This is a genomic window from Protofrankia symbiont of Coriaria ruscifolia (assembly GCF_900634745.1).
In the GTDB taxonomy this organism is placed as follows: Bacteria; Actinomycetota; Actinomycetes; order Frankiales; family Frankiaceae; genus Protofrankia; species Protofrankia californiensis.
Window position 1 is genome coordinate 104,254 of record NZ_CAAAFR010000032.1, and the last position, 24,547, is coordinate 128,800.

General features: G+C 69.2%; 16 protein-coding genes. 8 read left to right on the plus strand and 8 right to left on the minus strand.

From position 1 onward, the window contains the following. Positions 1-398 precede the first annotated feature (398 nt). Positions 399-4,190: a diguanylate cyclase domain-containing protein gene (locus tag CV1CTNOD_RS03945; RefSeq protein WP_131784791.1), complete on the plus strand. Its 3,792-nt coding sequence runs from the start codon at positions 399-401 to the stop codon at positions 4,188-4,190. Positions 4,191-4,237: 47 nt separating this feature from the next. Here the strand turns inward: CV1CTNOD_RS03945 and CV1CTNOD_RS03950 are convergent, their stop codons facing one another. The 4 genes from CV1CTNOD_RS03950 to CV1CTNOD_RS03965 form a co-directional block, all read right to left on the minus strand. Next, positions 4,238-6,232, minus strand: coding sequence for a vWA domain-containing protein (locus CV1CTNOD_RS03950; protein ID WP_131784792.1), 1,995 nt, complete (start codon positions 6,230-6,232; stop codon positions 4,238-4,240). Then, entirely contained in the window at positions 6,229-7,755 is a 1,527-nt protein-coding gene (locus tag CV1CTNOD_RS03955; protein WP_431607065.1) for a magnesium chelatase, read from the minus strand. The genes CV1CTNOD_RS03950 and CV1CTNOD_RS03955 overlap by 4 nt, the downstream gene beginning before the upstream one ends. Before the next feature lie 43 nt (positions 7,756-7,798). Further along, positions 7,799-8,281 (minus strand): transcription elongation factor GreA, encoded by a 483-nt coding sequence (gene greA, locus CV1CTNOD_RS03960; protein ID WP_131784794.1) that lies wholly within the window; start codon positions 8,279-8,281, stop codon positions 7,799-7,801. A gap of 373 nt (positions 8,282-8,654) precedes the next feature. Beyond that, on the minus strand, positions 8,655-9,110 hold the full coding sequence (locus CV1CTNOD_RS03965) for a DUF4307 domain-containing protein (protein WP_165034737.1): 456 nt from the start codon (positions 9,108-9,110) through the stop codon (positions 8,655-8,657). 25 nt (positions 9,111-9,135) lie between these two features. On the opposite strand from CV1CTNOD_RS03965, the gene mca reads away from it, so the two are divergent. The 3 genes from mca to CV1CTNOD_RS03980 all read left to right on the plus strand — a co-directional run bounded on the left by mca (position 9,136) and on the right by CV1CTNOD_RS03980 (position 11,085). After that, positions 9,136-10,032 (plus strand): mycothiol conjugate amidase Mca, encoded by an 897-nt coding sequence (gene mca / locus CV1CTNOD_RS03970; protein ID WP_131784795.1) that lies wholly within the window; start codon positions 9,136-9,138, stop codon positions 10,030-10,032. Between the two features lie 226 nt (positions 10,033-10,258). Next, positions 10,259-10,714 carry a tellurite resistance TerB family protein gene (locus CV1CTNOD_RS03975; RefSeq protein ID WP_131784796.1) on the plus strand — a complete coding sequence of 152 codons (456 nt, stop codon included), beginning with the start codon at positions 10,259-10,261 and terminating at the stop codon, positions 10,712-10,714. 122 nt (positions 10,715-10,836) lie between these two features. After that, complete coding sequence (locus CV1CTNOD_RS03980) at positions 10,837-11,085, plus strand: hypothetical protein (protein WP_131784797.1); 249 nt, start codon at positions 10,837-10,839, stop codon at positions 11,083-11,085. Positions 11,086-11,315: 230 nt separating this feature from the next. Here the strand turns inward: CV1CTNOD_RS03980 and arfB are convergent, their stop codons facing one another. Beyond that, entirely contained in the window at positions 11,316-11,729 is a 414-nt protein-coding gene (arfB, locus tag CV1CTNOD_RS03985) for an alternative ribosome rescue aminoacyl-tRNA hydrolase ArfB (RefSeq protein WP_131784857.1), read from the minus strand. Positions 11,730-12,029: 300 nt separating this feature from the next. Here arfB and CV1CTNOD_RS25385 point away from each other — a divergent pair, with 300 nt between their 5' ends. Further along, on the plus strand, positions 12,030-13,694 hold the full coding sequence (locus CV1CTNOD_RS25385) for a carboxyl transferase domain-containing protein (RefSeq protein WP_131784798.1): 1,665 nt from the start codon (positions 12,030-12,032) through the stop codon (positions 13,692-13,694). Between the two features lie 139 nt (positions 13,695-13,833). Here the strand turns inward: CV1CTNOD_RS25385 and CV1CTNOD_RS03995 are convergent, their stop codons facing one another. Together CV1CTNOD_RS03995 and CV1CTNOD_RS27615 are read right to left on the minus strand one after the other, a co-directional pair. Then, positions 13,834-17,031, minus strand: a complete 3,198-nt coding sequence (locus CV1CTNOD_RS03995) for a leucine--tRNA ligase (protein ID WP_131784799.1) — start codon at positions 17,029-17,031, stop codon at positions 13,834-13,836. A gap of 89 nt (positions 17,032-17,120) precedes the next feature. Continuing rightward, positions 17,121-18,149, minus strand: coding sequence for a rhomboid-like protein (locus CV1CTNOD_RS27615; protein ID WP_347402886.1), 1,029 nt, complete (start codon positions 18,147-18,149; stop codon positions 17,121-17,123). On the opposite strand from CV1CTNOD_RS27615, the gene CV1CTNOD_RS04005 reads away from it, so the two are divergent. Together CV1CTNOD_RS04005 and CV1CTNOD_RS04010 are read left to right on the plus strand one after the other, a co-directional pair. Then, complete coding sequence (locus CV1CTNOD_RS04005) at positions 18,150-20,192, plus strand: thioredoxin domain-containing protein (RefSeq protein ID WP_131784801.1); 2,043 nt, start codon at positions 18,150-18,152, stop codon at positions 20,190-20,192. Between the two features lie 134 nt (positions 20,193-20,326). Next, the gene (locus CV1CTNOD_RS04010) at positions 20,327-20,887 is read left to right on the plus strand and encodes a hypothetical protein (protein WP_131784802.1); all 561 of its coding nucleotides are present in this window, start codon (positions 20,327-20,329) and stop codon (positions 20,885-20,887) included. 68 nt (positions 20,888-20,955) lie between these two features. Here CV1CTNOD_RS04010 and trhA read toward each other — a convergent pair whose 3' ends face one another. Then, positions 20,956-21,639, minus strand: coding sequence for a PAQR family membrane homeostasis protein TrhA (trhA, locus tag CV1CTNOD_RS04015; protein WP_131784803.1), 684 nt, complete (start codon positions 21,637-21,639; stop codon positions 20,956-20,958). Between the two features lie 336 nt (positions 21,640-21,975). Between trhA and CV1CTNOD_RS04020 the strand changes: the two genes are divergently transcribed. Further along, the gene (locus CV1CTNOD_RS04020) at positions 21,976-23,799 is read left to right on the plus strand and encodes a phosphoenolpyruvate carboxykinase (GTP) (RefSeq protein WP_131784804.1); all 1,824 of its coding nucleotides are present in this window, start codon (positions 21,976-21,978) and stop codon (positions 23,797-23,799) included. The last annotated feature ends 748 nt before the right edge of the window (positions 23,800-24,547 follow it).

The window sequence follows — 24,547 nt, forward strand, 5'->3', positions numbered from 1 at the left end:
CCGCCGGTGTCCAACGTCCTGGGCGCGAAAGAAACATGATCGCGTTGTCTTTGTCCCGCCGGCCACCCGGCTGCCGTTGGCCGATCGAGCGTCCTGCCCCGGGCGTTCTTGCTACTGCGTGTCCGCAACTATCATTTTTGTGACATCTGTCCGTAGGTGTAGCGGTGGGGGGTGCTCATCCGGGATGTAACAAGGGATGGAACGGTACCTCCCACCCGGCCAAAGGCCACGCGATCATGGTCTTCTCGCGCCGGGAAGCCCCGGATGCGCGGGTGCAGGTACGGGTCGGCGTACGACGAGGTCGTCCGTCCTCGTCCGCATATTTCTTCCGTGACGGCAACTGATGACGATAAGGGATAAAGGCCATTCGAACAGTTTCGGTACCGGGCAACCGTCCGGTGTTCGTCGAACGATCGTCTGTTCTCGTTGGCGACGCGGGTGACGGACGGCTACGACGATCCACCCCACTGCTCGTCGGGCTGGCGGTGGTGATCACACTCGGGACGCTGGCGTTGGTGGTCAGGCAGGCGGGTCTGCGCGAAGGCGAGCGCCAGCGGCTGTCCGACCGCTCCCGGGTTGTCGAACGGGTCGCGGAGAACGCCTCGAGAATGCACGACCCGCAGCGGACAGCCGCGGCGGCCGCCGGCTCTTCCTTCGCGCCCGACCAGCCCGTCCACAACCAGAAGTTGCTGCGGCAGCTGGCGATGGCGCCTCCCGGGAACATGAGCCTTCTGGTTGCCCTCGTCGATCCGGACGGCACGTCGCTGGCTACCGTCCCGGACGGGCTGCAGGTACCGCTTGCCGGTCTCGGCACGGCCTGGACGGCGGCGCTGGCGGGGCGTCCGGCCATGTCACCGGTGTTCATCCTGCGTGACGTACCGGTGCGGGCCACGGTCGTGCCGGTGGGCGCGTCCCGCCCGTGGGCCGTGCTGGTCCGCATCGTCGACGAGGGGGTGGCCCGGGAGAGCAGTGAGAAGTTCGTCGCCCTCGTCAGCGGGTCGGGCAGCCTCTGCGACGTCGATGCGTCCGGCGTCGCGGTCGCCTGCTGGAAGCAGGACCTGCGGGGTCGGCGCCTGGTCGAGCCGGGCGAACTGGCCGGTCTGGTTCCGGGCACGGTCCGGGTGTGGACGTCGGACAGCGCCGAGGGACAGGTGACCAACGTCGCCGAGACGCAGCCCACGACCGGTTACACCACGATCTTCCAGCAACCCACCGCACGGCTGTTCGCGGACCTGCGGACCGCGCAACATCACGGGAACCTGACGCTGCTGGCTGTCCTGGCGGTCTGCGTCGGCGGGCTGGTCGTGTTCGGTCTGCGCCGCGAGCAGGTCGCCCGGCGTGCCCGAGCGCGTCTGCACACCATGCTCGGAGGTGTCCGGGACATCATCCTGGTCGTCGGCGACGAGCAGAAGATGACCTTTGTCAGCCCTGCGGTGAACGACCTGCTCGGCTACGATGCGGCGTCCTGGCTCGGTCGCGTGCTGACCGACTTCGCCGATCCCGACGACACCGGACGGATCCGGCGGCTGCTGGCCGACCCGGGTGGGGGTGTCGTCTTCGACATACGGCTGACCACCGCCTCCGGTGACCTGCGCTGGTTCGACCTGGAGGCCAGCGACCTCACCGGCCATCCGGAGCTTGCCGGTGTGCTGGTGACCTGCCACGAGGCCGGGGAGCGCAAGGACCTGCAGGATCAGCTGGGTTACCAGGCGTCCCACGATCTGCTCACCGGGCTTCCCAACCGGGTGGTCTTCATGGACGAGCTGGAAAGGGCGGTCGATACCGCCTACGCGGGCGGTGCGCCGTTCGCGGTGCTGTTCATCGATCTCGACCACTTCAAACCGGTTAACGACGGTCTCGGTCATGATGCCGGCGACGCTGTCCTGCGGGTCGTCGCGGAACGTCTCGTCCAGACCCTGCGTGACGGTGACCTGGCGGTCCGGTTCGGCGGTGACGAGTTCGGGATCCTGCTGCGCGGCGCGGATGAGGTATCCGCCGGCGCGGCCGCCGACCGGATCATCAAATCGGTGCGCGCTCCGATCATGGTGGACGCCTCGGCGGTTCGGGTCGACGCCAGCATCGGTATTGCGGCGTCGACGCTCGAGGCCGCGGCGCCCGAGCATCTTCTACGCGCCGCGGACAACGCCATGTACGAGGCCAAACGGGCGGGAAAAGGCCGTTTCGCCGTGGCGACCGGCGCGCCGTCCACCAGGGTGTCCACCATGGCGGGCGGCGCACAGCCTGGCGCGCAACCCGCCGTACCCGTCACCGAGATCCACGACGGGATGCCCCTTCCGCTGCCCCTGCCCGAGCCGCGGCGCCCGGCCGAGCAGCCGGCCGAGCGACGCTTCCCCCCGCCGACCGGGCCCGGTTCCATCCTGCCCTGTGGCTATCCCGCCCGCAGCCGCCTCGGCCGACTGGGACCGCCGCTGATGGCGGGCGGAGCCCTGCTCGCCATGGCCGCGGTCAGCCTGTGGCTGCAGACGCAGGCCCGGCACACCGCCGAGCGGCAGCGCCTGGCCGAGCACGTGACGCTCACCGCCATCGTGGCGGACTCCTCCGCGCACAGCGTCGACAGCCAGCGTCTGATCGCGGCTGTTTCCGAGGCGTCCTGGTCGCTGAGCGATCGGGCTCAGGACGCCGGCACCCTGCGGTCGTTCGCCGGATCAGGGATCGGCGGAAGGAACTACGTCTGGGCCCTGGCCACCGTGGACGGCGAGGTGCTGGCCGCCGAACCGCCGTCGCTTACCCTGCCGATCGGTCCGGGTGATCCGGCGTGGCAGACCGCTCGCGGGGGACGGGCCGGCAACTCACCCGTGATGAACGTCGACGGGGTCTGGCGGGACTATGCGACGGTCCCGGTCCTGCGCGAGGGCCGGCCGGTGGCGATCGTCGTCATGGGCGAGTCGCTGCGGGATTCGCCCAGCCAGGCCAACCTGGCGACCAGCGGCACGCTCGGGTTCGTCGTGGGCGGCCTGTCCGTGGTGGATTCGGCGGGAACGGTCATGTTCTCCTGGAATCCCGATCTGATCGGCCACCGCCTGGCGGCCCCGGCCGACCTGGCGAATCTGCGGGTGGGTGAGGCCAGGAAGATCGATCTGGCCGGCGCCGGCGACCGCATCACCATCGCCTCTCCGGTCGCGGATCTGCTCAATGGCGGCTACCTGGTGTTCCAACAGCCGGTTCCGGCCTTCTACAGGGACATCCGCTCCGGTCAGCTCACCCGTGACAGCAGCCTGCTGGCCGTCGTCGGTGCCGCGCTCGTCGGGCTCACCGTCCTCAACGGCCGGCGCGAAGCGGCGATCCGCCGGGAACAGGGGCGCCTGCAGGCCCTGCTCCACAACGCCCATGACATCGTGATCGCCACCGGAGCGGATGGGAGCGTCACCTTCGTCAGTTCCGCCGCCGCGCTCCTGCTCGGCCTGCCGGCCTCGTCCTACCTCGGTCGGCAACTGCCCGACATCGCCTACCCGGACGACGCGGCCACCCTGGCGGAGTTCCTGCACCGGGCTGCCGAGGCCGGGACCGCCGCGGTCCGCGACGTCCGGCTGTCGACCGCGGGCAGCGGCCACCGCTGGTTCGACATCGAGGCGATCGACCTGCGCGACCGCCCGGAGGTCGCCGGTATCCTGCTGACCTGCCACGAGATCGGCGAGCGCCGGCTCCTGCAGGACGAGCTGCGCTACCAGGCGTTCCATGACGCCCTCACCGGCCTACCGAACCGGGCGCTGTTTGCCCGCCGGCTCGATGTCCTTGCCGCCGAGCGTCCGACACCGGCGTTCGCGGTCCTGTTCATCGATCTCGACCGGTTCAAGTCGGTCAACGACACCTACGGCCATGACGCCGGCGACGAGGTACTGCGGATCATCGGTGCCCGCCTGCAAGGGGCCGGGACGGGGCAGGACGCCGTCTGCCGCCTTGGCGGGGACGAGTTCGCCGTCATCCTGGGTGACACCGACAGCGCCCGGGCGCACGATGTCGCGGACCGGCTGCTGGAGTCGATCCGGCGGCCGATATCGGTCGCCGGGCGTTCCGTCACCGTCGACGCGACGATCGGTGTCGCCCTTGCGGAGTCGCAGGACGCCCCCCCCGGCGCGGTCGTCCGCAACGCGGATCTCGCGATGTACCGGGCAAAGGAGGCCGGTCGTGTGCGCCAGGCCGCCTGCGTGCCCACCGCCGGCCAGCCCTGACGTCACAGCCGATCATGGGCGCGTGGGTGCGCGCCGCCGGACCCGGCCTAACCGGTGGTCCGCCGCCGTCCGCCGCGGGCACGCAGGTAGTCGCGCACGACGTAGCGGCCGAGTGCGCCCGGATCCGGGGAGAGCATCCGACCGCCGTTGCGGCGGACGACCTCGTCGACGAACTGGACCAGCCGTGGTTCGTCGTCGAGCATGAAAACGTTGATGGTCGCCCCGCGACGGGTGAGCCGGTCCACCTCGGCCAGGGTCAGTTCCAGGGTCTCCGGGACCGGCGGCCAGGAGAAGGACGGGGTTCCGTTGCGCATGAGGTGAGCGGTCGGCTCACCGTCAGTGATAATCAGCACGACCGGTTCGGAATCCGGGTACCGCGACAGCAACCGGCCCGCGATCATCAGAGCGTGCTGCAGGTTCGTACCCTGTACGACCTCGGAGTCCAGGCCCGCCAGCTCGACCGGACGCAGCAGACGGGCATAGTCGGAGAACCCGACCAGATGGATCGTGTCCTGCGGGAACTTCGTGCTGATCAGGGTGTGCAGCGCCAGCGCCGTCGACTTCGCCACTCCCCAGGTGCCCCGCAGCGCCATCGAGTAGGACAGGTCCACCAGCAGGCAGACGGCCGCGGAGGACCGGCGTTCGGTCTCGGTCACCTCGAAGTCACCGACTTCCAGCCCCACCGCCCCGTCCGGGCCGCTCGGACCCGCCCGCAGCACCGCGTTGCGTACCGTGCGCACCACGTCGATCGGCTGCGTGTCGCCGAAGTGCCATGGCCGGGACGTCCCGGTGGGCTCTCCCGCGGCACCGGCGTCCCGGGAATCGTGATCGCCGCGTCCGCGGGCGTCCATGCGCTGGAAGATGCGTGACAGCGCGCTCTGGCCGATCCGGCGGACCGCCCGCGGGGTCAGTTCCAGCTTGCCGGCATTGCGGGTCAGGAAACCCTGGCGCTCCAGCTCCTTCTCGATCTGCTGGAGGGTACGCAGGTCGTCGATGGCGTCCCGGCCCAGCGCCCGGGCGACCGCGTCCGGGTCGACGTCGTCGAGGGACGCCCCGGGGTAGTCCTGCGACAGCGCGGCGGCGAGCTCGTCGAGTTCGGCCAGCTCCTCCAGGACGCTCGTGGCCTCGCCCAGCCCAAGCGCTGTGTCACCGGTCATCGGGTCACGGAAACGGCTGCGCCGGTCCCAGCCGAGGTCCGGACGGGCGGCGCGCAGCGCCTGCTGCAGCCGGGACAGCTCGGCCGCCATACCCAGGTCGGCCATGGCCGACGCCATCAGATCGGCCAGCTCCTGGCGCTGCTGGGGGGACAGGCCCGCCAGCAGCCGGGCAGCGGCGGCGGCGCGGCGCGCCAGCGAGTCCACCAGCTCGTCCAGGGATTGCGGGTTCTCCGGGAAGAAGTCGCCGAACGAGCGCATGAAGTTCGCGAAGGCGTCGTCGATGTGCTCACCGCGGGCGTCGGCTTCCAGCATGTCGTTGAGGGCGCCCAGCATCTCGGTCACCCGGGCCATGTCCTGCGGTGTGGCGTTCTCCAGCACCTGTTTCATGCCGCGGAACTGCGTGTCGAGCACCTCGCGGCGGAGCAGGTCGGAGATCTTCTCGAAGGTCTCGCGCGCCTGTGACGAACGCCACTCGTAGGTGGACAGTGCGTTCACGGCCCGAGCCGGATCGGCCGGCAGCGCGTCGAGTTCGGCCTCGCGCAGCCGGGCGTCATCGGAGGGGTCGGGGAACAGCTGCGCACGCTCCTGGCCGACGGCGGTGTCGAGGAGTTCACGGACCTGTTCCAGGGTGCCGTCCAGGCGGCCGCGTGCCCGGGCCTCGCGCCGGCGGCGTTCCACCTGCCGGCGCAGGTCCTCAAGCCCGCGGCGCTGGTTGGTACCGCGCCGCAGCAACGCGTCCAGCGCCTCGCGCGGGGTACGGCCGTCCAGGATGTGCTCGGACATCTCGTCGAGCGCGCCCGCGACGTCGAACGGGTAGGCGAGCGGGTCCGGGCCGCCGTCCCACGGGCCGTACCGGAAGCCCGCCGACCCGGTCGGATCGCTCATGCGCCGTACACCGTCCGGCCCGGCAGCTCCTCCTTGGCCAGCCGCCGGTTGAGGTGCAGGCCCTCCATGGCCAGTTCCAGTCCGGCCGCGGCGAGCCCCGGCGCCTCGGCGCCGTCGATGCCCAGTTTCGTCAGGATCGCGGCGAGCCCCGACACCGGACCGACCCGCCGCAGCAGTTCCGCGGCAGGGACGAGGTCACCGGTCTCGACCGGCCCGTCCACCTCGAACCGCCGTTGCAGGCCGGCGAGGTCGGTGCCGGCAAGCCGGGCGCGGAAGGTCTCGGCGACGGCCCGGCGCAGCAGGTGCGCGAGGATCTCCTCCTCCCGTCCCTCCTCGAGCTGGTCGAACTCGATCTTCCCGCGCACCGCGGGCACGATCGCCGCAAGGTCGACGACCCGGGCGGTGGGGACGTCCTCGCCGGACAGGGCCGCGCGGCGTACCGCCGAGGCGGCCACGGTCTCCGCCGCGGCCACCGACAACCGGGCTGACACGCCGGACCGGCGGTCGACCTGGGGTGCGTCGCGGACCAGCCGGGTGAAGCGCGCCACCACCTCCAGCAGGTGGTCCGGGACGGCGGGAAAGCCCAGCGGCGATTCCTTCCAGTCCAGCACCGCCTCCTGCCGGATCAGGGCCAGTTCGTCGTCGAGCCGCAGCGGGTAGTGGGTGCGGACCTCGGCGCCGAAGCGGTCCTTGAGCGGCGTGATGATCCTGCCACGGTTGGTGTAGTCCTCGGGGTTCGCCGAGGCGATGAGGAACAGGTCCAGCGGCAGCCGCAGGATGTAGCCGCGGACCTGGATGTCGCGCTCCTCCAGCACGTTGAGCAGCGAGACCTGGATGCGTTCGGCGAGGTCGGGTAGCTCGTTGACGCTGAAGATGCCCCGGTTGGTGCGCGGTATCAGGCCGTAGTGGACGGTCTCCGGGTCGCCAAGGGTACGGCCCTGCGCGACCTTCACGGGGTCGACGTCGCCGATCAGGTCGCCGACGCTCGTGTCCGGCGTGGCGAGCTTCTCACCGAACCGTTCCGACCGGTGCTTCCAGGCGACCGGGGTGTCGTCGCCGAGCTCGGCGAACAGCAACCGGCATCGGGTGCACACCGGCGCGTAGGGATGGTCGTTGATCTCGCAGCCGGCGACCACCGGCGTCCACTCGTCCAGCAGACCGACCAGGGTGCGGATCAGGCGGGTCTTGCCCTGCCCCCGCTCGCCGAGGAAGACGATGTCGTGACCGGCCAGCAGCGCACGTTCCACCTGGGGGAGCACTGTGTCGTCGAAGCCGACGATGCCAGGGAACCGGTTCTCGCCGCTGGTCATTCGGGCAAGGGTGTTGTCCCGCAGCTCCGTGCGTACGGACCGATGCCGGTGTCCTGAGCCGCGCAGAACGCCCAGTGTTGTCGGTTCGGGGGACGGCGGCGCCGGAGACCCTGACAGATCGAGCACCAGTTGACGGTACGTCCCCGCGCTCCGTCGCGCAGGGAAGTCGCATTGTGTCCACGTCCGGCATGCCGGGTGTCCACCGGTCGGCATACCGGACGTGGGGGGTGCGCACCGGCCGGTCGGCCGGGGTACGTCAGTGGGAGTACGGCTCCACCGCGACGATCTCAACGGTGGCCGAACGGCCGTTGGGCAGGGTGTAGGTGACGGTGTCACCCGCCTTGTGGCCGGTCACGGCTCCGCCGAGCGGCGACTGGGCCGAGTACACCTCCAGCGACGTGCTGTGGTCCTCTCTGGACCCGATCAGGAACTTCTCCGTGCCGTCGTCCCCGGCGAAGCGCACATCGACCACGGTGCCCGGACCTGCCGCACCGTTGAACTGCGGAGCCTGCCCGACCCGGGCGTCACGCAGCAGGTCGGTGAGCTGCCGGATGCGCGACTCCATCTTGCCCTGCTCTTCCTTGGCCGCGTGGTAGCCGCCGTTCTCCTTGAGGTCGCCCTCCTCGCGGGCAGCTTCGATCTTGTTGGCGATCTCGACACGACCGGTCCCGGTGAGGTGGTCGAGCTCCCCGCGGAGCCGGTCGTACGCCTCCTGGGTCAGCCACGTCTGCTGCGACACGCGTCACGCTCCTAGATTCCTGAAGAGGCCCGGAGACACGGGAAGAACCATGATCGCTCATCCTCCGGACGCTCGTACTTCGACGGCCACACGACGCATACGACCGACCCGCGGTGAAGTCGGTCGTATCTCGGTTCGGCCTCGTCGGGCCCATACGGGGGCCCCTGGACAGGGACAGTGGGTCGGGTGCTCGGAAACTACGGGATGCACGGTTGGTCGAGGGCGGATCACGAGATGATGGGACGGGGGCAAACGCCCAGCTTAACAGTTGGCATTCGAGTCGGAACAGCGTGAGCAAGCGCCGCTGCTTGCCGTGCGAGGCGAACCGGGAATCGGCCGCGCCCTGGTCGCACACCAGTGGCCCGAGCGGTTGTCAGCCGGCGCGGGCGATCTGACAGTCCTCGACCTCGACCACGTTCGCTTCCCGGGACGTAGCGAGTACGACCGTTGTGGTCATGACCCGCTGGCCGTCCGTAGCCGGACCGACAACGATGTCGGTGCGCCGGCCGACGACCTCGTTATCCCGGGAGCGTGCGCGGACAGTGCATTGTGCCACGGCGTTGGGTGACTTTTCCACATCGAAGGTCAGCTGGGCCTGCGTCGGAGCGATCCGGTAGGCGCGGGTCCCGTAGTTCAGGCGCTCCGGATGGCCCTGGATCCACGCCGCTCCCACCGCGGCGACCACGACGATGACGAACCCCGCCAGCAGGAACCAGGGGGCGACCCGGATGCCACCGAGCCACGGGATGTCCAGGAGGCGTCGCGCCACGGCGAACACGCCCGACTTTCCCGTCGGGGAGCCGGGTGGCGTCGTAGTGGAGCCGGTCACGGAAGGCATCGGGAACAATGGTCGCATGTCCATGGCGATCAACGGGGGTGGCCTGCGACTCATGGCCGTGCATGCCCACCCCGACGACGAGTCCAGCAAGGGCGCTGCCACCATGGCCCGTTACGTCCACGAGGGTGCCGACGTCCTCGTGGTGACCTGTACCGGTGGTGAGGCCGGAACCGTCCTCAACCCCGCCCTGGACCGTCCGGACGTCCACGAGCGCCTCGTCGAGCTGCGCAGGGCCGAGATGGGCGAGGCGCGGCGCATCCTCGGCGTCCAACAGGTCTGGCTGGGTTTTCTCGACTCCGGACTGCCCGAGGGCGACCCACTCCCACCCCTTCTGGAGGGCTGTTTCGCGCTCACGCCCCTCACCGACGCGGCCAGACCGCTGGTCAGGTTGATGCGCGAGTTCCAGCCACAGGTCGTGGTCACCTACGACGAGAACGGTGGTTATCCACACCCCGACCACATCATGAACCACAAGATCACGATCGAGGCGTTCGAGGCCGCGGGTGACCCCGGGCGGTACCGGGAGGTGGGCCAGGACATCGGCGTGGCACCGTGGCAGCCTCTCAAGCTCTACTACCATCAGACGTTCCACAAGGAGCGGATGCTCGCCCTGCACGATGCCATGCAGGCAAGCGGGCGGGAGTCACCATACGCCGCCATGTTGGAGAAGTGGGTCGACCGCTCCGACGACTCCGGCCGGATCACCACCAGAGTGCCGTGCGGCGACTTCTTCGAGACCCGCGACCGCGCGCTGCTGGCACACGCGACCCAGGTCGACCCGAACGGACCCTGGTTCCGCGTTCCGCTGGAGATCCAGCGGAAGGCCTGGCCCACCGAGGACTACCAGCTTGCCCGGTCGTTGATCGAGGTGGGCATGCTGCCCGAGGACGACCTGTTCAACGGCATCCGCTGAGTCGTCCTTCAACGACATCCGCCGAGCGCTTCGGGGACTTCGGCGATACCCGGCTGTCGACCGGTTACCGCTGTCGACCGATCACCTGTCATCTATCCGCCGGTAACCCTGAAATCATCCGTAGTCGGGGCACGGTCGCTCGTCATCGGTCGTTGCTGGTGACGGAGGGCGTGACCGTGGGCATCCAAATCCGCGTATACCTTGAGACTGATGAGGGGATCACATCATGGCGATCTGGGATCGTCTGCGCACCAGTACCGCATCGATGCAGCAACAGCTCAACGCCAAGAAGAACGATCTGAAGAGTGGTGCCTTCAGGGATGCCAGCATGGCCATCTGCGCCCTGGTGGCCGCCGCCGACGGGACCATCGACCTGGAGGAGCGTCGCAAGGTCGCCTCGCTCATCGCTTCCAACGAGGTACTCCAGAACTTCCCCGCCGAGCAGCTCCAGCAGAAGTTCAACGACTACTGCAACAGGCTGCAGACCGACTTCGACTTCGGCAAGGTCGGTGTCATCCAGGACATCGGCAGGACGAAGAAGAAGCCGGCCGAGGCCCGGGCGGTGATCCAGATCGGGATCGTCATCGGAGGCGCGGACGGTCACTTCGACAAGTCCGAGCAGCAGGTCGTCCGCGACGCCTGTTACGCGGTGGGGCTGGATCCCAACGAGTTCGACCTCTGATCGCTAAACCCCAGCCGGTGCCTGATCGCCAGGCCACTGGCTCCGGCCGGAGCTCGGCGGCGTTTCTCGTCGCCTTGCCAGCCGTTTGCCCTGCTCGGCGGTCAGCGACGTAGGGTACGGGGGTGACTCTCGCTGGGCAGCTCCTCGCGCTCGAGGTCAGCGCGGGCGCCGGCGGATTCCTCGTCGTCCTGCTGCTGGGCCTCGCCGCTGTCGGTCTTTTCGTGATGATGCCGCGCAGCCTGGCCCGGATGCGCGGCAACGTCGCCAACGGGCGGTTCGGTGACCGTGCGACCGATCGGAACAAGCCGGCCGGCGGTCAGGGCTCCGACACCGGTATCCCGCCCCAACACTCGCCCCGGCACGACCAGTAAGCGCCCCTGGGAGCTGTATCCCCTCAAACGCCCCCGCGCCGGATCAGCCGCGTTCCGTATCGGTCATGATGTGGACGGCCGGGCCGGGGCACCGAACCGGGTATCTGTCGCAGGACGCCGCCAAGAGCGTAGGTAAAAACCGTCGTCAGGGCAGTGGTTCCTACCTACGGCTTCCGTATCTGTAGGTGGATTTCGTCGTCGGGGCGGCGGTTTCTACCTACGCTTTCAGCTCAGTCGGCTTCGGCCCGGCGTTGACGCTTGATCTGAGCTCGGTGCTTCTTGCCGGCGATGCGCCGTTGGACGGCGCTTGCTGACGGACGGGTGGGGCGCCGTACGGGCGGCGGGGGACTGCTTGCCCTGCGCAGAGTTGTGATCAGCCTGGCCGCGGCGGCCTCCCGGTTGCGAAGCTGCGACCGGTGTTCGCTGGCCGTGACGGTGAGGATGCCGTCGACCAGCCGGCCTTCCAGCCGTCCGAGCGCCCGCTCGCGCAGCGGCTCGGGTAGGGACGGCGAGCGGCGGACGTCGAAGGACACCTCGACCCTGCTGTCGGAGGTGTTCACCCCCTGCCCGCCGGGTCCGCTCGACCGGGAGAACCTCCAGGTCAGGTCGGATTCGCGCAGAACGAATCCGGGGCTTACCTGCATGGATGGGAAGGCCATTCTCCCATGGTGACCGATCCCGGTGATCGCGATTCCGGCAGCATCGTGATCATAACTATGGTCCGGATACCCGACCCGGTCGCCGGCTCATCCATGCGATCTTTGTATCTGGGTCGGTCCGGGTCGCAACTGTTGCGGCTGATGAGGGTATGACCGACCGTCAGCTGCTGATTTCTCAACGATCGCGCGCCATAGTGTCCCGCGTTACGCTCGAAAACGGCCAGGGCGGGAGGGTTCCGGCGTGATTACCAAAGGAGGACCCGCGTCCACTGTGAAGCGTCCATTGTGAAGCGTCCACACCTTGACGATCTTCTTGACGGACTCCTCGACGCCGGTACGTGGAGGTGCTGGGATTGCGCCCCCGAGCAGCCGGTACTGAGCGCCGCCTACGGTCGGGACCTGGCGCGGGCCGCCGAATGCAGCGGTGCGGACGAGTCGGTCCGCACCGGTGAGGGCCATGTTGGCGGTCACCGTGTCGTGGTCGTGGCCAGCGAATACGGCTTTCTCGGCGGCAGCGTGGGGATGGCCGCGGCGCGTCGGGCCACCGCCGCGATCGAACGGGCCACCGCGCAGCGGCGGGCGCTGCTGGCGCTGCCCGCCAGCGGCGGTACCCGGATCCACGAGGGAACCCCCGCGTTCCTCCAGATGCTGACGATCAGCAGTGCCATCGCCGAGCACCGGGCGGCCGGTCTGCCCTACCTCGTCTACCTGCGCCATCCGACGACCGGGGGAGTGCTCGCCTCCTGGGCCTCCCTCGGGCACGTCACGTTCGCCGAGCCCGAGGCGCTGGTCGGTTTCCTTGGGCCCCGGGTCGTCGAGGCGCTCACCGGCACGACGCTCGGACGGGACGCGCAGAGCCCCGAGACCCTGCGCCGGGCCGGCCTGGTGGACGCCGTCGTCACCCCCGATGACCTGCGGGAAAGCGTCCAGCGAGTGCTCAACGTCGTTGCGGTTGGGACCGCAGTTGCCCCCGCGGGGCGCGACGGCGAAGCGGATCCGCCGGCCCGCCTGGATCCGCCGGCCCGCCCGGAGCCGTCTGGAGCCGAGCCGTCCGGAACGGAACCGTCCGGGACCAAGCTGTCTGGAGTCGGGCCGTCCGGGATCGAACTGTCCGGCTCTCAGCCGTCCAGGAGCGGGCGGGATCCGTGGATGTCGGTGCTGGCCACCCGCGCGCCCGACCGCCCCGGCCTGCGCGAGTTCCTGGCGGCCGCGGCCAGCGACGTCACGCTGCTCGGCGCGTCCGAGCTGGGTCGGGGTGGCAGCCAGGTTGCGGACACTCCCGGTACGCCGATCGTCACCGCGCTCGCCCTGCTGCGGGGGACACCCTGTGTCGTCATCGGGCAGGACAGGGCGGCCCAGTGGCATCGGCGCATCGGCGTGGACGACCTTGACGCGGCTCGGGACGCGGTGCGACGGGCCGCGGACCTACGGTTACCGGTGCTCACCGTCATAGACACCCCGGGAGCGGAGCTGTCGGAGGCGGCCGAACGCCGCGGGATCGCCACGGCGATCGCGCGTTGTCTGGCAACATTGTTGACGACGCCGGTACCCACGATGAGCGTACTGCTCGGGCAGGGTGCGGGCGGTGCGGCGCTCGCCCTGCTGCCGGCGGACACAGTCGTCGCCGCCGAGGACGCCTGGCTCGCTCCACTGCCGCCCGAGGGCGCTTCGGTGATCATGCATCGGGACGTCGGCCACACCGCCGGCATGGCCCGCGGCCTGCAGATCACCGCCCACGACCTGCAGCGGCTGGGCGCGGTCGATCTGGTCGTCCCCGGCCCGGACGGCGGTCCGAACAGTGGCCCGGGGACGGCGACATCGTCGGGCGCCTACGGGCGGATGGCCGGTCTGGCCGAAGCCGCCGCCGGGTGCCTGCGGGCCGCCGTGGGGCTGGAGCCGGCGACGAGGCTTGCGGCCCGACGCGACCGCTACCACCGCCTGTCGCCGTAGTAGCTTCGCCGTGCCGCCGTGATCGACGGTCTGCTCCGGTGAGCGAACCGCGGACGGCTACTGAACGTAGCCGGCCACCGAACGCGGTCGGCCACCCGGGCTCAGCCGTCCGCCATCCAGATTCAGCCTAAGGCCGGGTTCAGCCCAGGGCGATGTTGACGATCCGGCCGGGAACCACGATCAGCCGCTTCACCGTCCGGTCCGCGGTGTGTCGCGCGTACTCCTCGTGGTCGGTCACCGCAGCGCGGACGGTCTGCTCGTCGGCGTCCGCGGGGACGTCGACGGTGAACCGCACCTTGCCGTTGACCTGCACCGGCAGCGTCACCGTGGATTCGACTGCCAGCGACTCGTCCCCCTGCGGGAAGGGATGCAGGGCGAGCGAGCCGTCGTGACCCAGCCGCGACCACAGTTCCTCGGCGATGTGCGGGGCCAGCGGGGCGACCATGAGCACCAGCGCTTCGGCGAGTTCGCGCGGCAGCCCGCCTGAGCCGCCGTAGTGCTTGCTCACGAAGTTGGTCGCCTCGATGAGGCGGGCCACCGCGGTGTTGAAACGCAGGCCCGCGTAGTCCGCGCGGACCGCGAGGATCGTGCGGTGCAGCGTCCGGGTGGCCTCGGCGTCCGGCGGGACGTCGGAGACGACCGCCGTGCCGGTCGCCTCGTCGATGATGTTGCGCCACAGTCGCTGCAGGAAGCGGTGGGAGCCGACGATGTCGTCGGTGTGCCACGGCCGGTCCGCATCCAGCGGGCCCATGGCCATCTCGTAGACCCGCAGGGTGTCCGCGCCGAAACCGTTGTACATCTCGTCCGGGCTGACGCTGTTTTTCAGGCTCTTGCCCATCTTCCCGGACCGCCGGTTCACCGGCTCACCGTTGTGGGTGAACCCGCCGTCGGCGGTGCGGACGATCTCGGCCGTGGGCACGTACATGCCGCGGGCGTCGGTGAACGCGTCCGCCTGGATGTAGCCCTGGTTGAACAGCCGCTTGAACGGTTCCTTCGTCGAGACCAGCCCCAGGTCGTAGAGGACCTTGTGCCAGAACCGCGCGTACAGCAGGTGCAGGACGGCGTGTTCGACACCGCCGACGTAGAGCCCCACGCCACCGTCGCCGGGCGGGCCGTCCGGGGTGTGCATCCAGTAGCGCTCGACCTCGGCGTCGACGAAGCGCTCGCTGTTCGTCGGGTCGAGGTAACGCAGGTAGTACCAGCACGAGCCGGCCCACTGCGGCATGGTGTTGGTCTCGCGCCGGTACGTCCTCGGCCCGTCGCCCAGGTCGAGGGTGACGGTGGCCCAGTCGGTGATCCGCGCCAGCGGGGGGACCGGATCGCTGACGTCGTCGTCGGCCATGGCCGCCGGCCGGAAGTCGGTCATCTCCGGCAGGGTGACGGGCAGCAGCTCGTCCGGGAGCGCGATCGGCAGACCGTCCTCGTCGAACACGATCGGGAACGGCTCGCCCCAGTACCGCTGCCGGGAGAACAGCCAGTCCCGCAGCCGGTAGGAGCGGGCCGCGCGGCCCGCGCCGACGTCCTCCAGCCAGCGGACCGTCGCCTTGATCGCCTCCGGCTTCGACAGTCCGACCAGGGACGGCGTCACACCCGCCGCCGGCAGGTACTCCCCTTCCCCGGCGAAGGCGACGGGCCAGGTGTCCGGGGCCGCGCCCGCGGGTACCTTGTGCTCGGTTCGCCAGTCCTCGCTCGGCGCGAGCACGGCCGGGACAGACAGGCCGAGCGTGCGGGCGAAGGAGAAGTCGCGCTGGTCGTGCGCGGGAACAGCCATGATCGCGCCCGTCCCGTAACCCATCAGGACGTAGTCGGCGAGGAAGACCGGGATGGCGCTGCCGGTGACCGGGTTGGTGACGTACGCGCCGGTGAACACGCCGGTGCGCGGGATCTCGTCGGTGCCACGCTGGCGATCGCCCAGGCGTGCGGCGTATGCCCGATAGGCGGCTACGGCCGCCCGCGGCGTCCAGGCTGCTTCGTCCGGTGCCGGACCGCGACTGTCGGTTCCCAGAGTTCCCAGGGTTCCCGGGACGCCCGGGCCGGCTTCCGGGCTGTCCTGACTGTTCTGCGGGCGGCCGGCTTTCGGGCTGTCCCGCAGTCCGGTTTCCAAACCGGGAACCGGGTCGGCGAACGTCCAGCCGACCGGCGTGCCCGGCGGCCAGGTCGGCGCGGTCAGCGTGTCGACGAGGGGGTGTTCCGGTGCCAGCACCATGAAGGTGGCGCCGGCCAGGGTGTCGGGACGGGTGGTGAAGACCTCGATGCGGACGTCGGAGCCGACCGCGGGGAACTCGACCGTGGCACCGTCGCTCGGCCCGATCCAGTTCCGCTGCATCTGCTTGATGGAGTCTGGCCAGTCGACCAGGTCCAGGTCGGCGATCAGGCGTTCGGCATAGGCGGTGATCCGCATCATCCACTGGCGCAGCGGGCGGCGGAAGACCGGATAGTTGCCGATGTCGCTGCGTCCGTCGGCGGTGACCTCCTCGTTGGCGAGCACCGTGCCGAGGCCGGGACACCAGTTGACCAGCTGCTCGGAGATGAAGGCCAGCCGGTACCCGTCCACGACCTGCCGGCGCTCGGTCGGGCTGAGCGCCGACCATGGTCGGTTGTGCGGGTTGGCGCTGCTCCTGGGCGCCCGGGTGCCGGCGGAGAACTCGGTGATCAGCTCGTCGATCGGGCGGGCGCGGTCAGCCTGGTCGTCGTACCAGCTGTTGAAGATCTGCAGGAAGATCCACTGGGTCCACCGGTAGTACTCCACGTCCGTGGTGGCGATCTCGCGGCGGGCGTCGTGGCCCAGCCCCAGCCGTCCGAGCTGGCGCCGCATGTTGTCGATGTTGGCCTCGGTGGTGACCCGTGGGTGCTGCCCGGTGTTGATGGCGTACTGCTCGGCCGGCAGGCCGAATGCGTCGTAACCGAACGGGTGCAGAACGTGGTGACCAGTCATCCGCAGGTAGCGGGCGAGCACGTCGGTGCCGATGTAGCCGAGCGGATGGCCGACATGCAGACCGCTACCGGACGGGTAGGGGAACATGTCCATGATGAAGAACGTCGGACGTCCGGTGACCTCGTCGAAACCGTCCGACAGCGGACCCCGCGGGTTGGGGGAGTTGAACGTTCCCCGCTGTGACCACGTCTGCTGCCAACGGCGCTCGATGTCGCCGGCCAGCCGGGCATTATAACGGAACGGTAGGTCCACGACCGGGACTGTGCCCGCGGCGGGCTGGGCGCCCGCAGGCCGGGTGTCGCTGTCGCGCCCGGTGCCAGTGTGCTCGGCGTCGGCGCCCTTCGTACTGGTGTCCTTCGTACTGGTGCCTTCGGTACTGCTGTGCTCGGTACTGCTGGTCATGTCTCATCATCCTCAGGTCGACCCGACCCGACCCGTCCCGCGGACCCTGCGGGAATCCGCGGATCACGACAGCGGTGCCGGCTGCAGGCTCACGCGGATGGTGTCGATCGTTGTTCTGAGCCTATCCGGAGCCTGGAAACGGGGGCTGGGAGGCCGGAAGATACGAGACCGGAAGATACTGAGGTTGGAAGGTATCGGGCGCAGACCAGGCCGATGCCGGCCGCGACGAGGTGCCCGGCAGCGGTGAAGTCGGGTGTGTGGAGTGCGGCAAGGACGAGCACCGCCAGCCCGCCGCCGGTCAGCGGCCACCGCCAGCAGGCCTGCGCTGTGGCGGCGAGCACCGCGGCGCAGGCGATCAGGCCGTAGCTGGCGCCGACGTCGACGGCGTCGGTGACGTGGTCGTCGACGAGCCCGACGAGCTGGCCCAGCACCAGCCCGCCGGCGACGAGCAGGCTCGCCCCGGCGTGTCCGGATGCGAACACGCCGAGTGCCGGTCGAGATCCAATCGCTCGTTCCAGGGGCGCGAGGACCGCCGCCACCGCGGCACCTGACCGTAGGAACATGCCGCTTTCAAGCCAGAAGACGCTGGCCACCAGGACGTAGAGCGGGTGCGTGCGCAGCCCGGCGAGGTTGGTGGACCGGCTCAGCAGAAGACGCCGGTAGGCATCCTGGTCGAGCCGGTGGGCGACCGCGACAACGGCCGAGGTGAAGCCCAGGATCGAGACGTAGGTCATGGCCAGGGGCGCGGCCCGCCAGGCCTGGATTATCAGATCGCTGCGGGCGGGAGACGTCGCCCGTGGCGACGACCGGGACCACAACGGCGAAAACGACCAGGATAATGCCGGAGAAGCCGGATCGGAAGAAGCCGGATCGGAAGGAGCCGGATCCGGAGACGTCGGAAGAGGGGGGCGCGGCCAAGGGATGTGACGTCCCGTTCGTGCGCTTTGCCACGATTCCGGCCGAGTCTGCGACCGCAGTCGTAACCAGAACTGTGAGCGGGACGGCGCGGCGGGTACGGCGCGGGTCGCGATCCGGTCGGCTTTTACCACACAGGTTCCAAGGTTTCGAAGCCGGCCGAGCTTCCCGACAGTAGGCCCGGCAACGGGAATGCTGGGCATATGCCGAACCGTCTAGCCGACCAGACCTCGCCGTACCTCCTTCAGCATGCCGACAACCCGGTCGACTGGTGGCCGTGGGGCTCGGACGCCTTTGCCGAAGCTGTCGCCAGGGACGTACCCGTCCTGCTGTCGGTGGGCTACGCCTCCTGCCACTGGTGCCATGTGATGGCGCACGAGTCCTTCGAGGACCCCGACGTCGCGTCGATCATGAACGAGCACTTCGTCAACGTCAAGGTCGACCGTGAGGAGCGGCCCGACGTCGACGCCGTCTACATGGACGTCACCGTCGCTCTCACCGGCCAGGGCGGCTGGCCGATGACGGTATTCCTCACCCCGGCGGGCGAGCCGTTCTTCGCCGGTACGTACTTCCCGCCGGTGTCGCGGCCGGGGATGGGATCGTTCCGGCAGCTTCTTGTCGCGGTCACGAACGCCTGGCGGACGCGGCGTGACGAGGTGGCGGCCTCCGGTGCGGACATCGCACGCCAGATCGCCGCGATGACGCTGCGCTCGGGTGCCCCGCCGGCCAGGCTCACCGACGAACTGCTCGGCACCGCGGTGGAGAAGGTCGCGCGGACCTTCGACCCGGAGCACGCCGGTTTCGGGTCGGCGCCGAAGTTCCCGCCGTCCGCTCTGCTGGAGATGCTGCTGCGGCACCAGGCACGCACCGGGGACGCTGCCAGCCTGCGGATGGTCACCGCCACCTGCGAGCGGATGGCCCGCGGAGGGATCTACGATCAGCTCGCGGGCGGGTTCGCCCGCTACAGCGTGGACGCCACCTGGACCGTCCCGCACTTCGAGAAGATGCTCTACGACAACGCCCAGCTGCTACGGGTGTACCTGCACCTGTGGCGGGCGACCGGGTCACCGCTGGCCGAGCGGGTCGCCCGGGAGACCGCAGCCTTCCTGCTGCGCGACCTGGGCACCACCGAAGGCGGGTTCGCCTCGGCGCTGGACGCGGACACGGTCATGTCCGGCGGACCCGACCCCGGTGAACCCGACCCACACAGGCATGGCTCCGGCGGTCACAGTGTGGAGGGCGCCACCTATGTGTGGACGCCGGCCGAGCTCGTCGACGTCCTCGGCCCGGACGACGGCGCCTGGGCCACGGGCGTGTTCGGCGTGACTGCCGCGGGCACGTTCGAGCATGGCACGTCCGTGCTGCAGCTGCGGGCGGATTCCGACGAACCGGGCAGGTTCGCGTCGGTGCGCGAGCGGCTTTTCCGGTCGCGGGCGGCCCGCCCGCAGCCCGCCCGCGACGACAAGATCGTCGCAGCCTGGAACGGGCTTGCGATCGCGGCGCTCGCCGAGGCCGGCGTGCTGCTGGCCGAGCCGGCGTGGGTGGCCGCGGCCACGCGGGCCGCGGCGCTGCTGCGCGATGTCCACCTGGTGGACGGCCGGCTGCGACGCACCAGCCGGCACGGCCGTGCCGGGACGAACGCCGGGGTGCTGGAGGATTACGGGGACGTCGCCGAGGGTTTGCTCGTCCTGCACCAGGTCACCGGGGACGAACAGTGGCTGGCGCTGGCAGGCGACCTGCTGGCGGTTGTTCGCGAGTACTTCACCGCGGACGACGGTGGTTTCCACGACACCGCCGACGACGCCGAGCTGCTGCTGCGCCGGCCACGGGACCCCTCGGACTCACCGACGCCGTCCGGCCAGGCCGCGGTCGCAGGCGCCCTGCTGACCTACTCGGCCCTGACGGCATCGTATGAGCATCGGCAGGCTGCCGAGCGCGTCCTGGAGACGCTCACCCCGCTGCTCGCCGCGAACGCGTCCTTTGCCGGGTGGGCCGGGGCGGTCGGTGAGGCGCTTGTGGCCGGACCTGTCGAGGTTGCCGTCGTCAACCGTCCGGACCTCGAGCGGGTGGCCCGGCTGGCCACCTCGCCGGGCGCGGTCGTGGTCACGTCCGGACCGCTGGCGCGGGGGCGGAGCTCCGCCGGGGTCTACGTGTGCCGGGGTTTCGTCTGCGAACGGCCGGTGACCACAGCCGAGGCGGTGCGTGACCAGTTGGGAGTCCGGCTCGTCCTGCCGTCGACCGGCTGAGCGCCTTGGGTGGATGCCCCGGGGACGTCTCCTGACTGATATCTGTTGCCGCGTATCTCGTGTAAGGGTGTAATCAAACAAGGTGCGAGACGCGCGGAAGTCCACACCGGGTGCAGGTGACGAGGAGGCACGGCATGGCAGGTTCGCGTGGACGCGGCTTCGGTCGTTGGGGCGAGCGTGAGCAGGCGCCGCCCGCGGATGACGCGTCGGCATGGTTCTCCGGGAGGCTCCCCGACGGCTGGTTCACCGCCCCCGCGGCGGTGACCGTCGACCGGGACGAGATCGTGCTCGTGGGGACGATCCCCGCGCCGGAGCTGGAGACCGACGATCTCGCCGCGACGGCCGCCGCCGAGTCGGGTCGCATCCGCCGGTTTCGTGAGCAGACCAGGGAGGCCCGCATCGCGATTGCCCAGGAGGCCGAGCGGCGCTACGGGCGCAAGGTGGCATGGGGGGCGACCGCGGGCGGGACGACCGAGCTGTTCACCACGTTGTCCGTTCCGGTGATGACCAGGCTCCGGCAGCCGGAACGCCATGTGCTCGACACGCTGGTCGACTCCGGGGTCGCGCGCAGCCGAAGCGACGCGCTGGCCTGGTGCGTCCGCCTTGTCGGTGACAATGCGCAGCCATGGTTGGCCCGCCTGCGGGAGGCGATGGAGAAGGTCGAACAGGTCCGTGCGGAAGGGCCCGAATTGTGAATTCGCATACTTGGCCGGTGCCGGGCCACGCAGACGTGGCGACCCCCTGGAATACGTAGATCGCCGGGCTAGGTCGCGTAGATCGCCAGAATGACGGCGATGTAGTGACACGTCGCGGCGACGAGGGTAAATGCGTGGAAAACCTCGTGGTAGCCGAACGTCTGCGGGGCCGGATTGGGACGTCGGGATGCGTAGACAAATGCCCCGAGGCTGTATAGAACGCCACCGGCGAGGATCAGAACCATCGTCGCGACACCCGCGGTGTGCAGCAACTCGGGTATGACGAAGACCGCCACCCAGCCCAGGGCGATGTAGAGCGGCACCATCAGGAAGCGCGGCGAGTGCAGCCAGAGCATCCGCAGCCCAATACCGATCGCGGCGCCGCCCCAGACCACCGTGAGTATCGTCCTGGCGGTCCGCGGTGGTAGGGCGAGCAAGGTCAACGGCGTGTAAGTTCCAGCGATGAAAACGAAGATCATAGAATGATCGAGTCGTTTCATCAGAGATCGCGCACGTGATGTTGACCACATTTTTCGGTGATACAACGCGCTCGTACCGAACAGCATGGCGATGCTTAGCGCATAAATGCCCACTGCCACGCGTGCACGGAACGTCGTGGTCAGCGCAATGGCGATGACGCCGAGTGCCAGGCTGACTGGGAAGGCGCCTGTGTGCAACCATCCGCGCATCCTTGGTCGCACCAGGTCGTTCGGATGGTGACGGAAGTCGCGGCCAGGTGCGGTCGTGGTCACGCGGTCACCGTATCTTGCTGCCGTCATGGTTGCCAGTGGGAGTTGTTGATCGGCTCCTTGCCGACTTCGAAGCACGCGGATTTGACCGATTGCCATGGCTCGACCGCGCGACTGTCGGAAGCTCCCACGGTAGAGTCAAAAGATCCTGTACACGGCCTCGAATCGGCTATGGCTGTGGCTGATCCACTATGTGGTGGACGGTGAGTTGCGGGCACAGTGTTGCGGGGTGACCGCGCATGCGTTCCGCGGCCCCGGGCACGAGTGGACCTTCCCATGACTGGGCATAGGTGCTATGGCGAGGCCGTGGTGGGCTCGACTCAAGCGGAGGTGGGAGCTGTGACGACCGCGGCGCAGATTCCGGGGCTGGACGCCGTCCCGACCAGGCATGCCGGGCTGATTGCCTGGGTGCGCGAGATCGCCGAACTCACCCAGCCGGAGCGCATCTGGTGGTGTGACGGCTCTGACGCGGAGCATGCCGAACTGGCCCAATTGCTGGTCGACAAAGGCACGTTCGTCCCGCTGGACGCCGAGAAGCGCCCGGGCAGCTTCTACGCTGCTTCCGATCCCACCGACGTCGCCCGGGTCGAGGACCGTACCTTTATCTGCTCCCGGGATCCCGCGGACGCCGGGCCGACCAACAACTGGACCGATCCGGACGAGATGAAGGTGAAGCTGCGGGGCCTGTTCGAAGGCAGCATGCGGGGGCGGACGATGTATGTCGTCCCGTTTTGCATGGGTCCGCTAGGTTCGCGGATTTCGGCGCTCGGGGTTCAGATCACCGATTCGGCGTATGTCGCCGTGTCGATGCGGACGATGACGCGTATGGGTGCCTCCGCTCTCGAACAGCTGGGTGACGACGGCTTCTTCGTCCCGTGTGTGCATTCGCTGGGTGCACCGCTTGAGCCTGGTCAGGCGGACGTGCCGTGGCCATGCAACTCGACCAAGTACATCACGCACTTCCCGGAGACCCGGGAGATCTGGTCCTATGGCTCGGGTTATGGGGGTAATGCCCTGCTCGGCAAGAAGTGCTATGCACTGCGGATCGCCTCGGTAATGGCGCGGGACGAGGGCTGGCTGGCCGAGCACATGCTCATCCTCAAGCTCACCTCGCCTGCGGGCAAGGTCCACTTCATCGCGGCGGCATTCCCGTCGGCCTGCGGCAAGACCAACCTGGCAATGCTTATTCCCACGTTGCCGGGCTGGAAGGCCGAGACCGTCGGTGACGACATCGCCTGGATGCGGTTCGGGGAGGACGGCCGGCTCTACGCGGTGAATCCCGAGGCCGGTTTCTTCGGGGTGGCACCCGGCACGGGCGCGGAGACCAATCCGAACGCGGTCGCGACCCTGTGGGGCAACACGGTCTTCACCAATGTCGCCCGCACCGACGACAGTGACGTGTGGTGGGAGGGGCTGACCAAGGACAAGCCGGCTCACCTGGTGGACTGGAAGGGCCGGGACTGGACGCCGGAGTCCACCGAACCGGCTGCGCACCCCAACGCCCGCTTCACCGTGCCGGCGAGCCAGTGCCCGACGATTGCGCCGGAGTGGCAGGACCCGAAGGGTGTCCCGATTTCGGCGATCCTGTTCGGCGGGCGCCGGGCGAGCGCGGTTCCGCTGGTGACCGAGGCGCCGACCTGGCAGCGCGGGGTGTTCTTCGGGTCGATCGTCGCCTCGGAGACGACCGCGGCACAGGCCGGCGCGATCGGCAAACTGCGGCGTGACCCGTTCGCGATGTTGCCCTTCTGTGGCTACAACATGGCCGACTACTTCGCGCACTGGCTGTCGATCGGCCGTCAGGCCGACCCGGAGAAGCTCCCGCGGATCTACTACGTCAACTGGTTCCGCAAGAACGCGCAGGGTCGCTTCCTGTGGCCGGGTTTCGGTGAGAACAGCCGGGTCCTGGCCTGGATCGTCGGTCGGCTCGAAGGCGATGCCGAGGGTGTGGAGACCGCGCTGGGCACCCTGCCCACGCCCGAGGCCCTGCCCACCGATGGGCTCGACGTCCCCGCTGAAGATCTTGCGGAGCTGCTCACCCTCGACACCGAGCTGTGGAAGCAGGAGGCAGAGCTGATCCCCGAGCACTACCGGACCTTCGGCAATGCGCTTCCGGCCGAGTTGTGGGCCGAGCAGGAGGCACTGGTCGGCCGCCTGAAGGACTGATTTCGGGGGATGCCGGGGCCGATGGGTCCCGCTTCCCAGGGGCAGGGGTGGCTGCGGCCACGTACGTGGTGACAATCACCCCATAGCGATCCTGAGCGCGAAAAAAGCATGATCGCGCCGCCTTGGGCCCTCTGTCCAGGGTCCACTGCCGTAACCAAGGTCATCCAACGGTTATGGCTGGAGCTGGAGACGGTCGGGTCGGCGTCCGGTATGTGCCACGGACGTCGACCCGACCGCTGTCGTCACGGCTTGTCGATGTTCTGACGCCTGTCGTACCGACTGTCTGCTTGCCGCTGTCGTGTCTGTTGTCACTGTCATGTCTGGCGACTTGTCCTGTCCGGCGCAAATGTCGTCGTGGCCTGTCGTCGTGGCCGTCCGTTCTCCGACCGAGATGCCGGCCACGTGAACGCAGGGAAACGTGGGGATACGAACGCAGGGACACATAGTTGTCTTCTGTCGCACGGTCCAGAGAAGGCGATCATCGATTGTGGCTGAAGTGCAAGCGGTTTCCCGCTGGCCGTCACTATACGGTCGGTGACTGTTGCTGAACGTGTTGTGCAAAGATGGTCGCGCTTTCGTGGCGGGGGAGCTAACGTGTGGCCCTGGGTACGCCGGGTGGGCGTCGCGGAACGGCGATCCACCGAGCGGATCCAGATGGCTCAAGTCGTGGTCCGGCACTGGGCCGGGCCACTCGGGAGGCCCCTCGGTGCCGCATTCGCGACAACGCCAGGAGGTCGGTACCCGGCCT